This is a genomic window from Streptomyces sp. NBC_00370, assembly GCF_036084755.1.
GTDB lineage: Bacteria > Actinomycetota > Actinomycetes > Streptomycetales > Streptomycetaceae > Streptomyces.
Genome location: NZ_CP107968.1, coordinates 4,626,448 through 4,647,500 on the forward strand (window position 1 = coordinate 4,626,448; position 21,053 = coordinate 4,647,500).

The window sequence follows — 21,053 nt, forward strand, 5'->3', positions numbered from 1 at the left end:
CGCGGCCCGGGTATCCGGGCTCAGTACTGGCGGTACGGGTTGTAGCCGTCGTAGTCGACGTACGGCGGCGGCACCCAGACCCGGCCCGTGGCCCGCGCCGCGTAGGTGAGCGCGGGCCCCGCCAGCTCCTTCCGCTCCCACAGCCGGTCCAGCAGCTCCCGCTCGCGCTCGGCGAAGTCGCCGACGGCGAGACCGCGCCCGGCGCGGTGGCGCAGGAACGCCAGGGAGGTCGCCGTCACCTCGTACTCGGTGACCGCCCGCGCGGCCGTCGTGCCGTACGTACGGCCCGCGTAGTCCCGCGCCATGGTGCGGGCCCGCATCGAGGACAGCGCGGCCGGCTCGGCCGTCCCCAGCCAGCCCGCCGCCGCGTACGCGGGCAGCTGCGCGGCGACGGTGCGCAGCTCGCGCTGTCTGGCCCAGATCACCAGCCAGGTCACCAGGCCGAAGACGGGGAACATGAACATGCCGTAGACCGCGTAGAAGCCGTACGGGCCGAAGGCGGACGACGACACGTTCCACAGGGCGTGCATGCCCATCGCCAGGAGCAGGCCGAGCAGCGGCAGCCCGAGGCGGCGGAGCTTGCGGTGCGGGGGCGCCAGCGCGGCGAGCCCGAAGCCGATGCCGGTCATGACCGTGAACAGCGGGTGCGCGAACGGTGACATGACGATCCGTACGAAGAACGTGGCGACGGTGTACGTCGCGAAGCCCGTCTGGCCGAAGTCCCGGTCCTCGCCGAAGGCGTTGCCGAGGTAGAGGATGTTCTCGGTGAAGGCGAAGCCGGTCGCGGTGAAGCCGGCGACCACCGCGCCGTCCACCAGGCCGGTGAAGTCGCGTCTTCGGAAGAGGAAGATCAGCAGGACGGCCGCCGCCTTCGCGCTCTCCTCGACGACCGGCGCCACGACCGTCGCGCCGAGGGACTCGGCACCCGCGGGGTCGGCTGTCGCCGTGGCTATCCAGTGGGTCGCGAAGGAGTTCGCGATGATCGCGACCAGCGCGGCCGCGCAGGCGCCCCAGGCGAAGGCGAACAGCAGATTGCGCCACGGGCCCGGCTCGACCCGCTCCAGCCAGCGGAAGGCCGCCATCAGCAGCGGCACGGGCAGCACGGCCAGGCCGAGGCCCACCAGAAAGCCCTGGGTGCCCGTCTCGTGCCTGACCAGCGTCAGGATCACCAGACCGCAGAGCGCCAGCAGGGTGATCACCACACCGGCGCGTACCGCCTTGCTGTGCCAGAACGCCCGGCCGGGCCAGTAGCGCCGCCGGCGCACGGGCTCCGGCACCGCGCCCCACAGCTCACCGCTGCGGTCCCACACCTCGGCGACGGGGATCGGGGGCTGCGGCTCGACGCTCTGCGGGGACGGTTCTGGCACCTGTTGACCCTAACGAGCGCCGCCGACACCCGCGATGGTGCCTGGAGCGGGTGCGGCCGGATATGGCCGGCGAGGTTACGCGTCGGTGCCCGTGCGGCGGAACAGCAGGTCGTGCACGGCATGCCCCTTGTCGAGCCCCTGCCCCTCGAACCGGGTCAGCGGCCGGAACGCGGGGCGCGGGGCGTAGCCGCCGTCCGGGCTGGTGTTCTCGAAGCCGGGATGGGCGCTGATGACGTCCAGCATCTGCTCGGCGTACGGCTCCCAGTCGGTCGCGCAGTGCAGCACGGCGCCCGGCTTCAGCCGGGCGGCGGCGAGGTCGAGGAACTCGGGCTGGATCAGCCGCCGCTTGTGGTGCCGCTTCTTGGGCCACGGGTCGGGGAAGTAGACGCGGATCCCGGCGAGCGAGGCGCTCGGCAGCATCTCCCTGAGCAGGATCACCGCGTCACCGTTGGCGACCCGGATGTTGGACAGGCCGTTCTGCTCGGCGAGACGGAACAGGTTGCCCTGTCCCGGGGTGTGCACGTCCACGGCGAGGATCCCGGTGCCGGGGTCGGCCTCGGCCATCGCGGCCGTCGCCTCGCCCATGCCGAAGCCGATCTCCAGGACAACCGGCAGCCCGCCGAACATCTCCGGCAGGTCGAGGACCCGCTGTCCGTCGATGTCCAGGCCCCAGTCGGCCCACAGCCGCCGCAGCACGTCGGCCTGACCTGTCGTGACCCGGCTGCGGCGCGGCTGGAAGCTGCGGATCCGCCGCTCGAAGTGCGCCCCGGCGGGATCGGCGGCCGGCCCGGTCCCGTCAGGAAACATCCGGCTCGCGGCACGCAGCCGGTCCTCCGGCTCGGTGGGGATCAGCGGGGTCATCTCGGTCTTCTCAGGCTCGGACACAATGCGGTCGATTCTACGGAGCGCCGAAGCGACCGAGAAACCCGCGACCTTGGCGGCCGTCCGGTGGCCCGAGAGCGCCCGTGGGGCGGGGGCTGAAGGGGGTCGTGCAGGGGTGGTGTCCGGAGCGTAGAGCGTGATTTGTGGCGCGACTCGGCGGTGGCTCCGCGTCGGGCGTGTACCGCGCCGTAAATCATGCAGCGCAGGACACGACCCCGGAACGACACCCGGCAACCACCGCAACCAAGACCGGCAGCCCCGAGCCGCGCCGGACGACGACACCGCGACCAAGTCCGGCAGCCCCGAATCCGACCGGACGGCGACACCGCGACCAAGACCGGCAGCGCCGACCCCGAACCCGGCCGGACGGCTACACCGGGACCGAGACCGGCAGTCCCGAACCCGGCCGGACGACGACATCGCGACCAAGTCCGGCAGCCCCGAACCCGGCCGGACGGCGACACCGCGACCAAGGCCGGCAGCGCCGACCCCGAACCCGGCCGGACGGCGACAACCGCGACCAAGACCGGCAACCCCGAACCCCGCCGGACGGCGACACCGCAACCCAGGCCCGCAGCCCCGACCCCGGAACGGCCCCCGGCGACACCGCGACCGAGACCGGCAGTCCCGAACCCGGCCGGACGGCGACACCGCGACCGAGACCGGCAGCCCCGAACCCGGCCGGACGGCGACACCGCAACCCAGGCCCGCAACCCCGAACCCCGCCGGACGGCGACACCGCTCCCGGCGACGGCCGCAACCCAGGCCCGCACCCGAGCCGTCAGGCGTCCGCCAGCGCCGCCAGCGCTCGGCGTGCCACCTCGCGGCCGATCGGGAGTGACGCCGTGGCGGCCGGGGACGGGGCGTTCAGTACGTGGACCGTGCGTGGTGCCTCGCGGATCAGGAAGTCGTCGGCCAGCGTGCCGTCCCGCAGGACCGCCTGGGCGCGCACCCCGGCCGGGGACGGCAGCAGGTCGGCGTCCCGTACGGCGGGCAGCAGCCGCCGTACCGCCGTCGCGAAGGCGCGCTTCGACAGCGACCTGTGCAGCTCGCCCGCGCCGTACCGCCAGTGCCTCCGTGCCGTACGCCACGAGCCGGGCCAGCTCAGGGTGTCCGCCAGCTCGCCGGGGCGCAGCACCGACCAGCCGTAGCCCTCACGGGCCAGCGCCAGGACCGCGTTCGGCCCGACGTGCACCCCGCCGTCGACACCGCGCGTCAGATGGACCCCCAGGAAGGGGAACGCCGGGTCGGGCACGGGATAGACCAGCCCGCGGACCAGTTCGGGGCGGGCCAGCTCGTAGTACTCCCCGCGGAACGGGACGATCCGCATCTCCGGGTCGTCGCCCGCGAGCCGCGCCAGCCGGTCGCTCTGCAACCCCGCGCAGTTCACCAGCGCGCGGGCCCTGACGACCTCGCCCGCCGCCGTACGGACGGCGACGCCCCAGGGGCGCCGGTCGACGGCCGTCACATCGGCGCCGTACCGCACGGAGGCGCCCGCAGCCGCCGCCTCCTGGGCCAGCCGCGCCGCCACGGCGACGAAGTCGCACACGCCCGTCGAGCCGACGTGGATCGCCGCGACGCCCCGTACCCGCGGCTCGAACGCCCCGATCTGGGTGCGGCCCAGCTCGCGCACCGGAATGCCGTTCTCCCTGCCGCGCTGGGCCAGCGCGTGCAGCCTCGGCAGCTCGTCGCGGCGCGTCGCGACGATCAGCTTGCCGGTGACCTCGTGGGCGATGCCGTGCTCGGCGCAGAACGCGACCATCTCGGCCGACCCGCTGACCGCGTACCGCGCCTTCAGCGAGCCGGGGGCGTAGTAGATCCCGCTGTGGATCACGCCGCTGTTGTGGCCCGTCTGATGGCGCGCCGGGCCGCGCTCCTTCTCCAGCACCACGACGCGGGTGTCCGGCGCCGCGCGGGTGAGCGCGTACGCCGTGGACAGGCCGACGATGCCGCCGCCGACGACCAGCACGTCGCAGTCGAACTCCGCAGGTCCTCGCCCGCTCATGGCGCACCACCTCCCACCCCGATAGTGCACCGGACCACTGACAGCGCGCGGCACCGGGCGGTGGTTACGGCGGGTCCACGCACACCGGCGCCCGACGGCTCCGACCGGCGCCCCCATCGGGTGCCCCGCCGTCAGGGGCCGCAATCACGGACCACCGGCACCCGCTACGCGGGTGCCACCAGCAGCGGCCTCGCCCGCTCGCGCAGCTCGGCGACGCGCGGCTCGTCGCCGTACGGTTCGAGGCGGTGCAGCAGGTCGCGTACGTACTCGGTGGTGCGGGCCGACGAGATGCGCCCCGCCACCTCGACGGCGCGGGTGCCGGCCGCGCACGCCGCGTCCAGATTGCCGGACTCCAGCTCGGCGACCGCGCTCACCACCAGGCGTAAGCCGTGCGACCGTACGAACTCCTCCGTCGGCCGGGACAGCGCCTGTTCGGTGAACCGCCGCACCTGGCGTGGCGCCTTCAGATCGCGGTAGCACTCGGCGGCGTCCGCCGCGAACCTGTCGTACGAGTAGAAGCCCAGCCAGTTCGGGTCCGCGTCGCCGGGCCGCGAGCGCTCCAGCCACCCCTCAGCGGCCTTCAGGGCGGCACCGGCGGCGACGGCGTCGCCCGCCTTCGCGTGTGCCCGTGCCTCCACCAGCCGGAAGAAGCTCATCGTGCGGGCCGTGGCGAGACCGCGGTTGCGCTCCAGCGCCGCCTGGGCCAGGTCGACGCCCTCGTCGGCGAAGCCCCGGTACGTCGCCTGGAGCGACATCGACGCCAGGACGTAGCCGCCGAGCGGTACGTCGGCTGCGGCGCGCGCCAGGCGCAGCGCCTGGATGTAGTACCGCTGCGCCGCCTCCTGTTGACCGGTGTCGAAGGCCATCCACCCGGCCAGCCTGGTCAGTTCGGCCGTGGCACCGAACAGCCCCCGGCCCACCTCGTCGCTGTAGGCCCCGAGCAGCAGTGGAGCCGCGTCCACCCGCAGGCATTCGGGCACCATCGACGAACGCCAGTCGCCGCCGCCGTACTTGGAGTCCCAGCGCCGCGCGTCGGCCGCCGCCTCCCGCAGCTTCGCCACGTCGCTGTGGCCGACACGCAGCGGCGACACCTCTCCCGAGGCCTCGCCGCCCTGTCCGTGCGCTCCCTGCGCCGCCTCCGCCACCGCCGCGTCACGCGCGACGGAGGAATCGGCGGGTGTTATCAGCCACCGTGAAGCGGGCGTCGCGTAAGCGCTCACTGCGAAAGATCCGGCCAGCGACTGCCAGATGCCGCCCCCGCCGGCCCTGCGGCCCGCGAGATCGAGCCGGTAGAGCTCCGTCGCCGAGCGGACCGCCTCACCCACGTCACGGGGGAAGGCCAGACCGACCTCGGGCGCGGGATCCGCGTCGGCCAGCCCTATCTCGTGCAGCGGTACGGGCCTGCCGAGCTTGGCGCCGATGGCGGCGGCGATGAGATGGGGCGCCGCACCCTGCGGGACCATCCCCTTCGACACCCAGCGCGCCACCGAGGTCTTGTCGTAGCGAAGAGTCAGACCGCGCTGCGCTCCGAGGTCGTTGACACGCCGGGCGAGCCCGGCGTTGCTGATTCCCGCGAGGGCGAGAACGGTGCCGAGTTTTTCGTTCGGCCCGCGTAGCTCTCTGGACATGCGTCACCCCTCGACACACAGACGGCCGCCGCGTCGCGGCATAGGCGCGCGGCATTCGTAAACCCAGCGTAGTTCGCCACATCCCGACCGTTAAGGGGCGGACTTCCGGATGGCGGGATTGTTGTCCGTACGGGAGTACGTGCGGAGATCGCGGGGCGGCGCACCGTGCTCCGGGTGTGTGGCCGTGCGCCCGGCCGTGCGCCTTGGCCCGAAGGGAGCGGTGGCGCTTCCATGAGACCTGCGTGGGTCGGCCCACTGCGTACTGGAACCAGTGGGCTGGGGGATACCGCCGCCCCAATCCCCGCGGGCGGTGGATCGGTCCGGGAGGCGCGGCGCGCCTCCCGGACCGAGCGTTTGCCGGTGTATCGACGCCGTGCCGAGTTCGGAGATTGGCTGAATGCTGTCTGTCCGCCGACAGCCGAATCTTCGCCAAATGGCTCATGCCAGGGGCGCATTCACTTTCCCGTACGCGCGCCCCGTAGCCCCTCCTGTGCCCACTTGTCGTGGCAGCATGGTCCCGAACGGGCATGTACCTCGGTCGCGCCCGACTTTGTCCACAGGCTGTGGAGGCGGCGATGCGCTGGTTGGTGGGGTGGAGCAGTATCGCCGCGCACTTCGGCACGGCGGGTGCCGTGGGGCCGGTCGGCGAGGGGTCCGACGGGGGTTCCGTGCACCCGGTGGGCTCCCAACTCCTGTGGGGCGACCCGGATCCGCTGTGGGCCGTCGGCGACTGGCGGCCCGACGAGGTGCGCGTCGTGTCCATCGACGCCTTCAACCGGCTTGCCGTACTGGGCTGCTGCGGCGCGACGGACGAGCAACTGCGTCTCGGGCTCTTCGCCGCGCGCGGCGGCGCCCTGCGCCATCTGACGGCCTGGACGGGCAGTTACACGGCCGTGGCCCAGATCGGCCGGCGGATAACGGTGGCCGGCGACCTGGCGGGCGCGAGACCCGTCTTCTACACGCCGTGGGCGGGCGGCACCGCGTACGCCACCGCCGCCCTGCCGCTCGCCGACCTCATCGAGGCCCAACTCGACATCGGACACCTGGCCGCGCTCCTCGCCTGCCCCGAAACCCCGGAGGCGCTGCGCGACTCCACCCCCTACGACGGCGTCAAGCGCATCCCGCCGGGGCACGCGCTGATCCTGCGCGAGGGCTCGCGCGAGATCACCGGCTACGAACCGGTCGCCTCGCTCGCCGTCGCTGCGGCCCAGCGCGACCCGGACCGCGCCGTCGAAGGCGTACGGGACGCCCTCGTCGAAGCCGTACGTGCCCGGCTGACCGCCCCGCGGCACGCGCCCGAGACCGTGGCCCCCGACCCGGGGCCCGTCCCCGGCATGGGCCCCGCCGACCGGCGCGCCGCACGCGGGGCGCCCGTCCCCGGCATCGGCGCCGACCTGTCCGGCGGCCCGGCCTCCGCCACGCTCGCGCTGCTCGCCGCGGGGCTGCCCGGCGCGCCCGGCACGGTCCTCGGCCACGGCACGGGCGCGGGCGAGCGGCTGCTCGCCGTCACCTTCAACGACCTGGCGCCCGGCCGCCGCGACGAGGCCGAACTCGAACGCGCCCGGATCATCGCCGCCAACCCCCGGCTGCACCACGTCGTCGTCGCCGCGGGCGAAGAGGCCCTGCCGTACGCCGAACTCGACGGCGCGCTCACCGACGAACCCGGCCCCTCGCTCATCTCCGCCGAGCGGCACCGGCGCCGCTTCGCCGCGGGCAGCGCCGACCACTTCACCGGCGCCGGCGCGCGCGAAGTCCTCGACGCGCACCCCGCGCGCATGGCGGACCTGCTGCTCGACCGGCGCAGACGCAACCTGCTGCGGCCCGTCACCGAACTCGTCAAGGCCGAAGGCGCCTCGCCCGCCTCGCTGTTCGTGCCGCTCACCGTCTACCGGGCCGCGCGCAGACTCGCCCGTACGCCCTACCGCACCGGCCTCGAACAGGCGGCGGCCCGCCTCCCCGACGCCAACAGGGCGGCGGGCTCACCCGTGTACGACGGACCGGTCAACGCGGCGCTGTCCGCCCTCACCTGGTCCCGGCCTGGCCCCGCCGCCCGCTGGCTCACCGGCGAAGCACTCGCCCAGGTCGCGGCCCGGCTCACCGCCGCCGCGATCCGCCCCACCTCCGTCCAGCGCCCGGGCGAGGCACGCGCGCGTGCCGTGCTCGCCCGGTACGCGGCCGACCACCGCGTCTTCGAACAGGCCGCCGAGATCCGCAGCCAGCGCCTGCACGCGCCGTTCCTCGACAACCAGGTCGTCCGCGCCTGCCGCGAACTCCCCGAAGCGCTCCGCGTCCAGCCGGACGCCCGCGCCGAGATCCTGCGCACCGTCCTCGCCGGGGCCGGCATCCACGACCTGCCGCAGGGCTGGGGCGCCACCTCACGCGAAACCTCGGCCGCCGCCACCCGCGCCGGACTGCGCGTGGCGGTGGGCGACCTCATCACCCTCTTCGACGCCCCCCTGCTGGCGGACGCGGGCCTGATCGAGGCCCGAGTGGTCCGCAAGGCCCTGCGGGCGGCGGCGGAGGGCGAGAGGGTCCCCCTGGACGGCCTGGCCGACCTGGTCTCCACGGAGCTGTGGCTGCGCCGTCTGCTGTCCCGCAGGGGCACGTGCTGGACGGGCACGGCGGCGCCACGCCAGCGTGCGGTGGCCGGAGGCGTGATCCCGCGCCCGACGCTGCATCCGTAGCGGCCGCATCCGTAGACGCTGCATCCGTAGCGGCCGCATCCGTGGAGCGGGCCCGGCGGGCGGCCACGGGGCGACTCCCCGGAGAAACCACAGGCCGTTGTCAGACCCTGAGGTGACAATGGGGCCGTGCGGTATTTCATCCTGGGGGTCACCGAGGCGCGGGACGCGACGGGCGGCGTGCTGCCGCTCGGCGGGGCGCGGCTGCGGGCTCTGCTTGCCGTGCTCGCGCTGCGGCCCGGGCGGCCCGTGCCCGTCGGGGAACTGGTCGACGGGGTGTGGGGCGCCGACCCGCCGTACGACGCGGGGGCCGCGCTCCAGGCGCTCGTCGGGCGGCTGCGTCGCGTCCTGGGTAAAGAGGCCGTCGATTCGGACCCCGGCGGCTACCGGCTCGCCGCCGGGCCCGACGACGTCGACCTGTACGTCTTCGAGAAGCTGGCCCGCGAGGGCGCCGCGCAGCTCGAAGCGGACGATCCCCGGGCCGCCGCCCGCACCCTGCGCGAGGCGCTGGCCCTGTGGCGCGGGACCGCGCTCGTCGATCTGCCCGGCGGCGACCACGGCGTACGGCCCGAGGCGCAGCGGCTCGCCGCGCTCCAGCACCGCATCGAGGCCGATCTGCGCTGCGGGGTCACGCACAGCCTCGTACCCGAGCTGAAGGAGCTGACGGCGACCCGTCCGTACGACGAGCCGTTCCACGCGCTGCTCATCCGGGCGCTGCGGGCGCAGGGCCGCCAGGCCGACGCCCTCGCCGCCTACGAGCGGACGCGCCGCACCCTGGCCGACGGGCTCGGCGTCGACCCCGGCCCCGAACTGGTCGCGCTGCAAGGGCAGTTGTTGACCGCCACCGGCCCCGGCCCGCCGCCCGGCGGAGCCACAGGTCCCGTCGCGCCCGCCGCGCCCGCAGGCAACATCCGCCCCCGGCTGACCTCCTTCGTCGGCCGCGAACGCGAACTCGCCGTCATCCGCGCCGACCTGGACCGCTCCCGTCTCGTGACGCTCACAGGCCCCGGCGGCTCGGGCAAGACCCGGCTCGCGGAGGAGTCGGCCCCGCCGGACGCCTGGCTGGTCGAACTGGCCCCGCTGGACCACGAGTCCGCGCTCCCCGGCGCCGTACTGAGCGCGCTCGGCCTGCGCGAGACGCATCTGTCCACCCGCGACGACCGGACGTCGGCGCAGGACAATCCGACGGCCCGGCTCGTCGACCACCTCGCCCGCCGCCCCATGCTGCTGATCCTCGACAACTGCGAGCATGTGATCGGCGCCGCCGCCGCCCTCGCCGAGACACTGCTCACCCGCTGCCCGGGGCTGCGCGTGCTGGCGACCAGCAGGGAACCGCTCGGGGTCCCCGGCGAAGCCGTACGCCCCGTGGAGCCGCTGCCGCGCGACACCGCGCACCAGCTGTTCGCCGAGCGTGCGCGCGCGGTGCGCCCCGAGTTCGACCCGGCGGACGACCCCGCCGCCGTCGCCGAGATCTGCCGCCGTCTCGACGGGCTGCCGCTGGCGATCGAACTGGCCGCCGCCCGGCTGCGATTGCTCACCCCGCGCCAGATCGCCGACCGCCTCGACGACCGCTTCCGGCTGCTGACCAGCGGCAGCAGGACCGTACTCCCGCGCCAGCAGACCCTGCGGGCCGTCGTCGACTGGTCCTGGGACCTGCTGGACGAGCGGGAGCGTACGGTGCTGCGCCAGGTCTCCGTCTTCGCGGGCGGCTGGGACCTGACCGCGGCGGAGAGCGTGTGCGGATCCGCCGACGCGGAAGCCGCCCCAGGAGCCGTATCAGCAGCTGTCGCAGCAGCCCCCGGGAGCGTCACCGCCGCATCCACCGTCGACGTGCCGGGCCTGCTCGGCGCCCTCGTCGACAAGTCCCTCGTCGTCGCCGCCCCCGCCGACGCCCCGGCCGGCGGCCCCGGCGGCGAGATGCGCTACCGCCTCCTGGAGACCATCCACGAGTACGCCGTGGAGCGCGCGGCCGAGACCCCCGCCGTACGCGCCGCCGCCGAGCGCCTGCACACCGCCTACTTCACCGGACTCGCCGAGGAGGCCGAGCCCCTGCTGCGGTCCGGGGAGCAACTGCCCTGGATACGGCGGCTGGAGGCGGACCTCGACAACATCCGCGCCGCCCTGCACCGCACGGTCACCGTCACCGGCGACGAGGACACCGCGCTGCGCATCATCTTCGCCGTCGGCTGGTTCTGGTGGCTGCGCAACTACCGCCCCGAGGGCCTTGCCTGGGTGGAGCGCGCCCTGAAGCTGGGACCCGACACGACGGACCCCGACGACCCCCGTTACTGGCCCCGTATGCATCTGCTGATGATGCGGCTCCTCCTCGTGGTGGAGAGTGACGGGACGGACAAGGTGCGCGCCGACCCGTCCTTCGACGGGCACGTCCGCCGCGTCACCGAAGCGTTCAGCAAGCCGGGTCCGCAGGGCGCCCGGTTCCCCGGCCTGCTCTGGGGGATAGTCGGCCACTTCCACGACGAAACCATGGACATGCGGACCCAGATGGACGCGTCCCTCGCCAACTGCCGGGTGTACGGGGGCGACTGGGAGGTCGCCGTCCTGCTGATGGGCCGTACGCACGTCCTGGTCGACGCGCCGGGCGGCATGGCGGACGTGGACGAGGGCCTTGCCGAGCTGCACCAGCTCACCGGCCGGGTCGGCGACCGCTGGGTACGGGCGCAGGTGGCGAGCGCCGTCGCCGAGGCGGCGATGGCGCGCGGCCAGTACGACGCGGCCGAGGAGTCCTACCGGCAGGCCCTGCGCTTCGCCCGTGAGGTCGGCGCGCACGCCGAAGCGCCGTTCCTGCTGGCCCGGCTGGCCGAACTCGCCTTCCGCGCCGGGGACACGGCCACCGCCGCGCGGGGCCTCGACGAGGCATGGGCGGAGGCGGAGCGGCACGACGTCCAGGACACGCGCGCCTTCGTCCTCGTCATGCGCGCCGTGATCGCCCTGGACCGGAGCGAGTACGCACGTGCCAGGGAGGCGCTGGACGGCGCGTACCGGGCGGCGGAGCGCGGCACACCGCCGCCGCAGTTCCAGCTCGTGCTCGACGGCGTGCAGGCCCGGATCTCGGCCCATGAGGCGGCGGGACCCGCCGCCGCCGTCAGATCGCTGGCGGCGGTGCTGCGGCGGGCGATGGGAAGCGGCCTCGCGACCGGCATCGTCGGCTCTTGGGCGGAGATGTCGGCGCCCGTGCTGCTGCTCGCCGGCCGGCCGGCCGACGCCGTGCGGGTGCTGGCCGCCGTCGAGGAGCAGGCCGGCGACGTGCCCCGGTCCGCACCGGAAAAGAGAGCGGCCGAGCAGGTCGAGGCCGAGGCACGCGCGGAACTCGGCCCCGCCCGGTTCGCCGCGGAGCGCGCGGCGGGCGGCGGACTCACCTTCGAGCAGATCGCGGAGCTGCTCGAAGCGCCGGCCGACCGTTCCTCCGGTGCGTCGGTCAGCGGCAGCTGATCCGTGACTCGGCCCAGTCGGCGACGGCCACCGAGCTGAACGGCGAGTCCGGCTCGACGACCAGCCGGATCGACTTCTGCCCGGCGATCCCCACGGACACGGGCGCGGCCCGCTGGCCGCCGCGCATCACGGGGGAGCGCCACAGCCGGCCCCCGTCGCCGTAGACGGCGAACCGTACGGAGCCGAGGCCCAGCGTCATGTCGTCCACCCCGACCATCGCCTCGTACGACGAACAGCTGCGGTTGAGGTCGATCGTGACCGACGTGCCGGCGTGCATGCTCACGCCGTGCGCGTAGTGGACACCGCCCACGGACACATTCGTACGCTGCCAGAGCCAGCCGCTGCTGCCCAGCCGGACTTCGGGCTTCGTGCCGTCCCCGATGACGCCGTACGAGAGCTGGTTCACCTGGAAGTCGGCGGGTGCGGGCGGCGGCGGCTTCGGTGCCGGCGGCTTCGGCGCGGGCGGGGCCGGGGCGTGGGGCACGGGCGGTGTCGTACGCACCGACGGCTTGGGCGCGGGCGGCGGCGCTTTCTTCGGCGGCGGCTTCGGTTTCGGCTTGGGCTTGGCGGACGGCTCAGGAGCGGGGGGCTTGGCCGCCGGCTCGGGCGCCGCAGGGGGCTTGCTCCTGGGCGGATCGGGCTTCGGCGGGAGCTGCGGTACGACCTGCTGGGCGACCGGCGGCTTCGCGTCGGGCCGGTCCGGCGCGTGCTCGCCGCCACCGGCGGTCAGCGCCCACACCACACCGGCGGCTGCGACCACCACCAGGCCCGCGATGCCCACCTTCACCGGGGCGCCGACCCCTTCGGCCGCCGCGCCACCGGCGGCGCCACCGGCGGCCCCGGACGCCCCGCCCGCAGCGCCGCCCGTCGCCGCGGCGGCGCCGGCCCCGGCCGCACCCGCCGCGCCACCCGCCACCAGCCCGACGGCCTTGAGCGAGTAACCGGCGGCGGACCAGCCGATCACGGCGATCAGAATCACGTTCGGGATGCCGGAGTTGACGTGCGCCAACTCGCCTGCCGCGAGACGGCACTTGGCGCACTCCGCCAGATGCTTGCGCAGCCCGCGCTCGGCCCGCATCCGCAGGCCGCCGCGTGAGTACGCGCCGAGCCGGTCGGCGTAGCGCGCGCAGTCGCCACCAGCGGTGAGCGACGCGCTCACATGGGCCTGGAGATAGGCCTGCTTGAGGCCTTCGCGCGCCCGGCCCGCCAGTACGGCGGTGGCGTTGGCGGTCAGTCCGAAGAGCGGCGCGACCTGACTCGGCGACTCCTCCTCGACGGTGGTGTGCCAGAGCACGGCCTGCCACCGCTCGGGCAGGCTGCGGAACGCCTGCATGGCGAGGGACTGCTCCGCCTCGTGCATCGCCCGTACGTCGGCGCCCAGTTCCAGGGTGTCGTCGTCGGAGATACCGGAGGAGGCGACCGCCTGCGCGGCGAACACCGCGAAGTCCTCGACCAGTTGCTCGCGCTTCGCCGACTTCGTCCAGGAGGCGGCGACGCGTCGTACGGTCGTCAGCAGATAGGCCCGCACCGCCTGCTCGGGCCCGGCGCCGCCGCGCACCGCCTGGAGCGTACGGGCGAACACCTCGGCGGTCAGGTCGTCGGCGGTGTGCGCGTCACGGCAGCAAGTGCGGGCGTAGCGGCGGACCGCCTCCGAGTGCCGGCGGAACAGCTCCTCGTACGCGCTGTCGTCGCCACCGCGCATGCGCTGGATGAGATCGGCGTCCGCAGGCGGCAACTCACCGGCGGAGCCCGCCGCGCCGGCCGCGTCCCCGGCACCCGCGACGTTCAGTTCGAGCGTCGGTACGTCGTCCTCGGCGGCCATGCCGTCGGCCTGGGCTTCGCCGGTCAGCTGCCCGTCCGGATCCTGGCCGTCCGGGTGCTGCCCGTCCGGATACTGCCGGTCCGCGAACTGCCCGCCGCCGAGGATGCCTTCGGGTCCCGTCCAGCGCCCCTCGCGCTGCTGCGGCACACTGCTGTCCGCATCGGGCACGATGCTGTCGTCAGGCCCGGCGGCCGGGTTCGGTACGACAGAGCCCGGCTCCTCGGCTCCCGGCGCCGCCGAGTGGCCGAAGCGGACAGGGCCACCCGTCGTGGGCCCGCTCATTCCGGGCACACTCGTCGGACCTGTCAGCCCGGCTGACCCCTTGGGGCCGCCCTGGCTCGGCACCTGCCGCGACGGTGGCTCACCGGGTTCCGTCCCGCCGTCGGCGCCACCGGCACCGCCGCCACCGAGCGGCTCGTCCCGTCCGTCACCGCTCATCGCGGAAGCCCCCGTCCGCACCGCTCAGACCCAAACACCGGGCCAGCGTGCCACAGCGGGCAGCCCCGTCCCGGCCGGATTCCCGGCAACCACCCGTCCGGGGACGTTTACGGCCCGGCGCACCACTCCGTCTGCGGCAGGGCCGGGGCGCCCACAGGAAACCATCCTGCGAACGCCCCGACACCTTGCATTCGAAGCCGCCGAAGGCCCGTGGCCGGGACGCCGTACCACCGCACGGTGGCCCGCCCACCGGTCCGCACCCGCAACTTCACCCGTTCGGGAAAGATCCAACAGCGCGCGATTGCACGCCAGTTCGATGCGGGGGCAGCACCTGTCACATCCGGCGGCCTAGGCGGCCCGCGGGCGCAGCCCCTCCAGCAGGATCTCCAGCAGCCGCGCCGAAGCCGCCGCCTGCTGCGCCGCGTCGGGCAGCGCCGGCGCCGCCGTCGCGATCACCAGCAGGACATCGGCGACCGTCACGTCGCCGCGCAACTCCCCGGCCTCCCTGGCCCGTTCCACCAGCTGACCCACGACGTCCAGCAGCTCGATCGCCCCCGGGTCGTCGATCCCCTCCACCGCGAGATGCCGCGCGAGCACCCGCAGATCCTGCTGGCTCTGCCGCTGCTGCGGCACCCGGGGCTCGGCGGGCAACTCCCTGATCACCGGCTCGTCGTCCACGTCCACCCCCGCCCGCAACACCTGCGGAGGCAGCAGCCGTCCGGCACCCGACGCCACCGACGTACGCAGGAAACGCGAGAGGGCCGACCACGGCTCCTCCTCCTGCCCGAGGGCGGAACGCGCCTGGTCGGTCAGCCGGGACGTCTCCTCCTCGGCTATCCGCCGGACCAGTACGTCCTTGCTGGGAAAGCGCCGGTAGACCGTGCCCACGCCGACTCTCGCCCGCCGGGCCACGTCCTCCATCGGCGCCCCGTACCCCAGCTCGCCGAACACCTCGCGCGCCGCGCGCAGTACATGCTCCAGATTGCGCTGTGCGTCCACCCGGAGCGGAGCTGACCGCCCGACCCCGGAACCGCCCACCCGTACGTCGTCGTCAGAGACGACAGCAGGCTGCCATGTCGAATCCTGAATGTGCATATGTGTTCCCCCGGTAATGATGTCTCCCCCCGGAGACGCCCCGTATTGACATCGGAGCACGCTGAAGGCCCAGTCACGAGCCAAACGCTCCGATGACTACGAACATAGTTGAGCCCACGGCAATTCAGAAGGGGGGAGTTCCGTATGGTGCGCCCCCCGATCGGAGCAAGGACCGGAAGGCGTCTGATTCACCCCGGGACCGCACCCCCGCACACCCATCCTGACCTGCGAACATCCCGTAAAACATGAGCATTTGCCCGGGTGGGCGCCCGACCGGGCTCCGGTCACACAATTTGTCGGGGCTGTGGACAAACACCGTGTCGGGATGCGTCATGGGGTAGTGATGGCTGAGATCTCTCCCCGGGCGACCCCCGCGTCGACGCCCGCCACGCGCATTCTCGTGGTCGGCGGCGGCTACGTCGGCATGTACACAGCGCTGCGCCTCCAACGGAAACTGAAGAGCGGCGAAGCGGAGATCACCGTACTGTCGCCCGACCCATATATGACCTATCAGCCATTCCTCCCCGAAGCGGCGGCCGGCAACATCTCGCCACGCCATGTCGTGGTCCCGCTACGGCGGCTGCTGGACAAATGCAAGATCGTCGTCGGCGAGGCCACCGCGGTCGACCACGCCAAACGCACCGTCACCCTGCGCACCCCCGCATCCGACGAAGAAGGCACCGGCAGCTACGAACTGGCCTACGACCAGCTCGTCCTGGCGCCCGGCTCGGTCTCCCGCACCCTGCCGGTCCCCGGCCTCGCCGAACACGGCATCGGCTTCAAGACCGTCGAAGAAGCCATCGCCCTGCGCAACCACGTCATCGAACAGATGGACATCGCCTCGTCCACTCGCGACCCCGCCGTCCGCGACGCCGCCCTGACCTTCGTCTTCGTCGGCGGGGGCTTCGCCGGCGTCGAAGCACTCGCCGAACTCGAAGACATGGCCCGGTACGCCACGCGGTACTACCACAACATCAAGGCCGACGACCTGAAGTGGATCCTCGTCGAGGCAACAGGCCGGATACTGCCCGAAGTCGGCGACGAGATGGGCAGCTACGCCGTACGGGAACTGCGCGCCCGCAACATCGACGTACGCCTCGAAACCCGGCTCAACTCCTGCGAGGACCGCGTCGCCGTCCTCAGCGACGGCACCCGCTTCCCCACTCGCACCCTCGTATGGACGGCGGGCGTCAAACCCCACCCCGTCCTCGCCGCGAGCGACCTCCCCCGCGACGAACGCGGCCGGCTGGCCTGTACGACCACCCTCGCCGTCGAAGGCGTCGACAACGCCTGGGCAGCCGGCGACGCCGCCGCCGTACCCGACCTGACCTCGGACGAACCCGGCAGCCGATGCGCCCCCAACGCCCAGCACGCCGTGCGGCAGGCCAAGGTACTCGCGGGCAACATCCTCGCTTCGCTGCGCGGCGCGCCCCTCCAGGACTACCGTCACGCCTACGCGGGCTCCGTCGCGTCCCTCGGCCTCCACAAAGGCGTGGCGCATGTCTACGGTCGTAAGGTCAAGGGCTACCCCGCCTGGCTGATGCACCGTACGTACCACCTCAGCCGGGTCCCCACCTTCAACCGCAAGGCCAGGGTCCTCGCCGAGTGGACACTCTCCGGTCTCTTCAAACGCGAGATCGTCTCGCTCGGCTCCCTGGAGCACCCCCGCGCCGAATTCGAAGTCGCCGCAGGAGGCGAACACCCCGAAAAGAAGTAGCAACGGCAACGATCCGAAGGCCCTCCGCGTCCTCGCCAGTGCCCTCGCCCGTCCGGACGTGTGACCATAGGTGGGTTCACATCTGCACAGAGTGATCCGGCCGGCTCGGCAGCAGGCCCCGACGACCCGCCAGGCCCGACCCGCCCGGCAAGACGAACAGCACCACGACACCATGAGGCCCAAAAATCCGTGAACTTCACGCGTTGGAGCGCCCGGCTCCCCGGAACACAGCGCCGCGCCGCCGCACGGACGGAGCACGGATCCGTGCCGGCGGCCCGTGGTGAGTACGACCAGCCCCCCGAGTCCGCCGACGCACCGCAAGTGCCCGCGCTCGAAGACCTGTCCGTACGGCAGATCCTGGAAGAACTCCCCGCCCTGGTCGCGCTCGTCCACGGCACCGAGCACCGCGTCGCGTACCTCAACGAGCCCTACACCACGGCCTTCGGCGCCCGCGAACTCGGCACCCCCGCCGCCGAGAGCTGCCCCGAACTCGCCGAACTGGGCCTGTTCCCCCTCCTCGACCAGGTGCTGCGCAGCGGAAAGCCACGCACCGTCAAGTCCCGCAAGGCCAGGACCCTGTCCCCGAGCAACACCCGACGCGGCGACAACTCCTTCACCGTCACCTGCACACCCGTGGACGCCCAGGGCTCCGGCGAAGGCGGCGTGCTCATCTACGCGGCGGACGTCACCGACCACGCGGAAGCCGCCGAACGGCTGCGCGCGGGCGAACGCCGGCTCCGCGAAACCGCCGTCACCCTCCAGCGCTCACTCCTGCCGCAGGAACTGGAACAGCCCGACGACCTGCGCGTCGCCGCCACCTACCAGCCCGGCGGGCTGGACGCCGCGGTCGGCGGCGACTGGTACGACGTGATCACCCTCGGCGCCGGACGCACCGCCCTCGTCATCGGCGACGTCATGGGCCGAGGCGTACGCGCGGCCGCCGTCATGGGCCAGCTGCGCACCGCGGTCCGCGCCTACGCCCGCCTCGACATGCCGCCGCACGAAATCCTCCAGCTGCTCGACGTACTCGTCGCCGAGATCGGCGTCAGCCAGATCGCGACCTGCGTCTACGCCGTGCACGACCCCAACGAGGGCGTACTCGTCTACGCCTCCGCCGGCCATCTGCCGATCCTGGTGCGCGCGGCCGACGGCACCGTCGAACGCGCCGCCGACCCCACGGGCCCGCCGCTCGGCGCCGGCGGCTGGCAGCACACCTCGGGCAGCATCGCCCTGCCGCCCGGCTCCACCGCCGTCCTCTACACGGACGGCCTGGTCGAACGGCGCGGCGAGGACATCGACGAAGGCGTCGGCTCACTGGAGCGCGCGCTGTCCGGCGCCAAGGGAACACCCCAGGTCGTCTGCGACCGGCTGATCCGCGCCCTCGGTGTCACCGCCGAACACGACGACGACGTCGCCGTACTCGTCCTCCAGCACCCCGAGCGCTCGGGCCCCGACGCCGAGCTGTTCCACAACGCGGCGCTCGACCTGCTCGGCGGCATCGAGGCGGCGCCACGCGCCCGCGCCTTCGCTTCGGGCGTCCTCGCCTCCTGGCGGTTCCCCGTCGAACTGCGCGACCTCGGGGTCCTCGCCACCAGCGAACTCGTCGCGAACTCCCTGCAGCACGGCACACCCCCGATGCGCCTGCGGCTGCGCCGCACGGACCGCCGGCTGATCATCGAGGTCACCGACGGCGACGACCACCTGCCGCGCCGCCGCCGCGCCGAACCGATCGACGAGGCAGGGCGCGGCATCTCGATCGTCGCGACGATCGCCTCGTCCTGGGGATCACGCCGCACACCGGGCGGCGGCAAGGCGGTCTGGTGCGAATTCGCCCTGCCGAAGTGACCCGGCAGGGCGGCCCCGCGGGAGGCGTGTCAGTGCACGCTCTCCCGGGCGGGTTCCCGCACCGGCTCCGGTGCGTGCTCGGGCACATGCTGGACGACGACGCGTGACGTCGAAGCGAGCGACGGCTGGTCCTGAACGGCGGTGAGCTGCCTGCCCAGCCGCAGCGCCAGCACGGTGATGCCCAGCGAGAACAGTACGAACGTCACGATGTACGGCCCGTGCAGCGCGGCCCCCATCGGCCCGCCCACGGCCGGCCCGAGCGCCAGCGCCAGCTGCTTGACCAGCGCGAACGCCGAGTTGTACTGCCCGACACGCGACGCGGGCGCCAGGTCGGCCACCAGCGGCGCGACGGTCGGCGCCAGCATCGACTCGCCGAGCCCGAACAGCGCGTACGTGGACACGAACGCCACGGTCGCGAACGCGGGACCGACACTCCCGAGCCCGGCGAACCCGGCCACGATCCACGCGACGGTCCAGACGAGCCCGACAGCGGCGATCACCCGGGTCCGCCGACGCCGTTCCACCACCCGCAGGACGACGAACTGCGCGACCACGATCACCGCCGTGTTGGCGGCCAGCGCGATCCCGAGCACCGAAGGATCGATGCCCGCGGCCTCCGTCCCGTACGCGGCAAGACCGGACTCGAACTGTCCGTAGCAGGCGAAGAACACCACAAAGCCGAGGACCAGCAGCTGCACCATCGCCCGGTGCCCCAGCAGCGCCCGCAGCCCGCTCCTGGCCCGCGTCCCGGCGGCCCCGGCGAGATCACCGACGACCACCGACGGCGGTCGCGGCAGCCGTACGGTGGCGGCGAGCCCCACCATGACGAGGAACATCACGGCCTCGACGGAGAACAGCAGCGTGAAGCTCCCCGGCCGGCTCTCGTCGACGATCTGTCCGCCGACCAGCCCGCCGATGCCCAGACCCAGGTTCTGCAGGAAGAACTGCATGGCGAACATCCGGGTGCGCGTCGAAGGCGTCGTCCCCCAGACGATCATCGTGGCCAGCGCCGGCTGCATCACGGCGGTCCCGGCCCCCAGCACGGCGGCGGACAGGACGGCCGCCGGCACACTCCCGGCGAACCCCATGCCGAGCGCCCCGGCCGATGCCAGCACGGCACCGCCCATCAGCACGGGCAGCGGACCGCGCCGGTCGATCACCCGCCCGGTGAACGGCAGCACCACGAGCGCGGCCATCGCGAAGACGGCGAGCACGACACCCGCCGTACTCGCCCCCAGGTCACGGACCTGGGCCACATACACATAGAGGTACGGAACGGTGAACCCGAGCCCGAACGCGCTGAGCACGTTCCCTGCCTGGATCCGGCGCATGTCCGCGCCCATCAGCCTTGTCACACTCACCTACCCTTGAATCGTGAAGTACTCGACCATGAAGACTTCGAAGCTAAAGTTAGCATTTGAACAATACACCTCGAAGGACTTCAAGGCCAGGGAGAGCCCGTGGGACACTGTCGGGATGTCCGAAACCCCCGACCCGGCAGGCCCGACGGGACTCAGTGAGCCGAGCCTCGACGAGCAGATCGCGGCCTACCAGCGAGAGTTCCGCGACCTCGACCCCCAGGTCGAAAAGGTCGTCTCGGCCCTCGGCCGGCTCAATCGGCGCATGAGCGTCGCGTACGGCCGCCAGGTCGCCGACCTGGGCATCAGCAACGCCGAGTGGGAAGTCCTGAAGACCCTCGTGGTCGCCGGCGCCCCCTACCGGCTGGGCCCGGGTGAACTCGCCAGACGACTCGGCCTCACTCCGGCCGCCATGACCCACCGCATCGACCGCATGGCGAGCGAAGGCCTGGTCACCCGCGACCGCGACGAGCACAACCGGGTGCGCGTGATCGTGGAGCTGACGGACGAGGGCCGCACGAAGTGGCTGGCGGCGATGCGGATGGCGTCCGAGTTCGAGGAGGAGCTGCTCCAGGACCTGTCGGGCGAGGAGCGCGGAGTCCTGGGGGAGATGCTGATCCGCTTGCTCCGCAGGGTGGAACACGCCCAGCCGGACGCCGGCGGCAGACTGACGGACCTGGACTAGGCGGGGTCGCAGTACCCACCTGGAACCGACTTGACACGTCCGGGACCGATCCGTAAGGTTCTTCGAGTTGTCACGGAGCC

Annotated in this window: 12 protein-coding genes; 5 read left to right on the forward strand and 7 right to left on the reverse strand. The window is 73.2% G+C overall.

Annotation, left to right across the window (positions count from 1 at the left end):
* Positions 1 to 20: 20 nt before the first annotated feature.
* The 4 genes from OHS57_RS20675 to OHS57_RS20690 form a co-directional block, all read right to left on the reverse strand.
* Entirely contained in the window at positions 21 to 1,367 is a 1,347-nt protein-coding gene (locus OHS57_RS20675; RefSeq protein WP_078863501.1) for a PrsW family intramembrane metalloprotease, read from the reverse strand.
* A gap of 75 nt (positions 1,368 to 1,442) precedes the next feature.
* A complete protein-coding gene (trmB, locus tag OHS57_RS20680; protein ID WP_443043086.1) occupies positions 1,443 to 2,228 on the reverse strand; it encodes a tRNA (guanosine(46)-N7)-methyltransferase TrmB in 786 nt (261 codons plus the stop codon).
* An 802-nt stretch (positions 2,229 to 3,030) separates the two neighbouring features.
* Positions 3,031 to 4,254: an L-2-hydroxyglutarate oxidase gene (gene lhgO, locus OHS57_RS20685; protein ID WP_041986795.1), complete on the reverse strand. Its 1,224-nt coding sequence runs from the start codon at positions 4,252 to 4,254 to the stop codon at positions 3,031 to 3,033.
* Positions 4,255 to 4,418: 164 nt separating this feature from the next.
* Positions 4,419 to 5,882, reverse strand: coding sequence for a hypothetical protein (locus OHS57_RS20690; protein ID WP_041986792.1), 1,464 nt, complete (start codon positions 5,880 to 5,882; stop codon positions 4,419 to 4,421).
* Positions 5,883 to 6,457: 575 nt separating this feature from the next.
* Here OHS57_RS20690 and OHS57_RS20695 point away from each other — a divergent pair.
* Both OHS57_RS20695 and OHS57_RS20700 read left to right on the forward strand, forming a co-directional pair.
* Positions 6,458 to 8,566, forward strand: a complete 2,109-nt coding sequence (locus tag OHS57_RS20695) for an asparagine synthase-related protein (protein ID WP_328582957.1) — start codon at positions 6,458 to 6,460, stop codon at positions 8,564 to 8,566.
* A gap of 126 nt (positions 8,567 to 8,692) precedes the next feature.
* The gene (locus OHS57_RS20700) at positions 8,693 to 12,013 is read left to right on the forward strand and encodes a BTAD domain-containing putative transcriptional regulator (RefSeq protein ID WP_328582958.1); all 3,321 of its coding nucleotides are present in this window, start codon (positions 8,693 to 8,695) and stop codon (positions 12,011 to 12,013) included.
* Here OHS57_RS20700 and OHS57_RS20705 read toward each other — a convergent pair.
* Both OHS57_RS20705 and OHS57_RS20710 read right to left on the reverse strand, forming a co-directional pair.
* Positions 12,000 to 14,273: a sigma-70 family RNA polymerase sigma factor gene (locus tag OHS57_RS20705; RefSeq protein ID WP_328582959.1), complete on the reverse strand. Its 2,274-nt coding sequence runs from the start codon at positions 14,271 to 14,273 to the stop codon at positions 12,000 to 12,002. The two genes, OHS57_RS20700 and OHS57_RS20705, sit on opposite strands and share 14 nt — an antisense overlap.
* 348 nt (positions 14,274 to 14,621) lie before the next feature.
* On the reverse strand, positions 14,622 to 15,368 hold the full coding sequence (locus tag OHS57_RS20710; protein ID WP_328582960.1) for a TetR/AcrR family transcriptional regulator: 747 nt from the start codon (positions 15,366 to 15,368) through the stop codon (positions 14,622 to 14,624).
* A gap of 343 nt (positions 15,369 to 15,711) precedes the next feature.
* On the opposite strand from OHS57_RS20710, the gene OHS57_RS20715 reads away from it, so the two are divergent.
* Positions 15,712 to 17,085: an NAD(P)/FAD-dependent oxidoreductase gene (locus tag OHS57_RS20715; protein ID WP_041986769.1), complete on the forward strand. Its 1,374-nt coding sequence runs from the start codon at positions 15,712 to 15,714 to the stop codon at positions 17,083 to 17,085.
* Positions 17,086 to 17,274: 189 nt separating this feature from the next.
* Entirely contained in the window at positions 17,275 to 18,930 is a 1,656-nt protein-coding gene (locus OHS57_RS20720; protein WP_078863499.1) for an ATP-binding SpoIIE family protein phosphatase, read from the forward strand.
* Positions 18,931 to 18,959: 29 nt separating this feature from the next.
* Here the strand turns inward: OHS57_RS20720 and OHS57_RS20725 are convergent, their stop codons facing one another.
* Entirely contained in the window at positions 18,960 to 20,273 is a 1,314-nt protein-coding gene (locus tag OHS57_RS20725) for an MFS transporter (protein WP_041986764.1), read from the reverse strand.
* A 133-nt stretch (positions 20,274 to 20,406) separates the two neighbouring features.
* On the opposite strand from OHS57_RS20725, the gene OHS57_RS20730 reads away from it, so the two are divergent.
* A complete protein-coding gene (locus OHS57_RS20730) occupies positions 20,407 to 20,973 on the forward strand; it encodes a MarR family winged helix-turn-helix transcriptional regulator (protein WP_041986761.1) in 567 nt (188 codons plus the stop codon).
* The last annotated feature ends 80 nt before the right edge of the window (positions 20,974 to 21,053 follow it).

What these genes read in the sequence shown, in the direction of transcription:
- OHS57_RS20725 (WP_041986764.1), bottom strand. Translation starts at nt 20,273, where the DNA reads ATGGGCGCGGACATGCGCCGGATCCAGGCAGGGAACGTGCTCAGCGCG.
- trmB (WP_443043086.1), bottom strand. Translation starts at nt 2,228, where the DNA reads ATGACCCCGCTGATCCCCACCGAGCCGGAGGACCGGCTGCGTGCCGCG.
- lhgO (WP_041986795.1), bottom strand. Translation starts at nt 4,254, where the DNA reads ATGAGCGGGCGAGGACCTGCGGAGTTCGACTGCGACGTGCTGGTCGTC.
- OHS57_RS20730 (WP_041986761.1), top strand. Translation starts at nt 20,407, where the DNA reads ATGTCCGAAACCCCCGACCCGGCAGGCCCGACGGGACTCAGTGAGCCG.
- OHS57_RS20695 (WP_328582957.1), top strand. Translation starts at nt 6,458, where the DNA reads ATGCGCTGGTTGGTGGGGTGGAGCAGTATCGCCGCGCACTTCGGCACG.
- OHS57_RS20690 (WP_041986792.1), bottom strand. Translation starts at nt 5,882, where the DNA reads ATGTCCAGAGAGCTACGCGGGCCGAACGAAAAACTCGGCACCGTTCTC.
- OHS57_RS20705 (WP_328582959.1), bottom strand. Translation starts at nt 14,273, where the DNA reads ATGAGCGGTGACGGACGGGACGAGCCGCTCGGTGGCGGCGGTGCCGGT.
- OHS57_RS20715 (WP_041986769.1), top strand. Translation starts at nt 15,712, where the DNA reads ATGGCTGAGATCTCTCCCCGGGCGACCCCCGCGTCGACGCCCGCCACG.
- OHS57_RS20710 (WP_328582960.1), bottom strand. Translation starts at nt 15,368, where the DNA reads ATGCACATTCAGGATTCGACATGGCAGCCTGCTGTCGTCTCTGACGAC.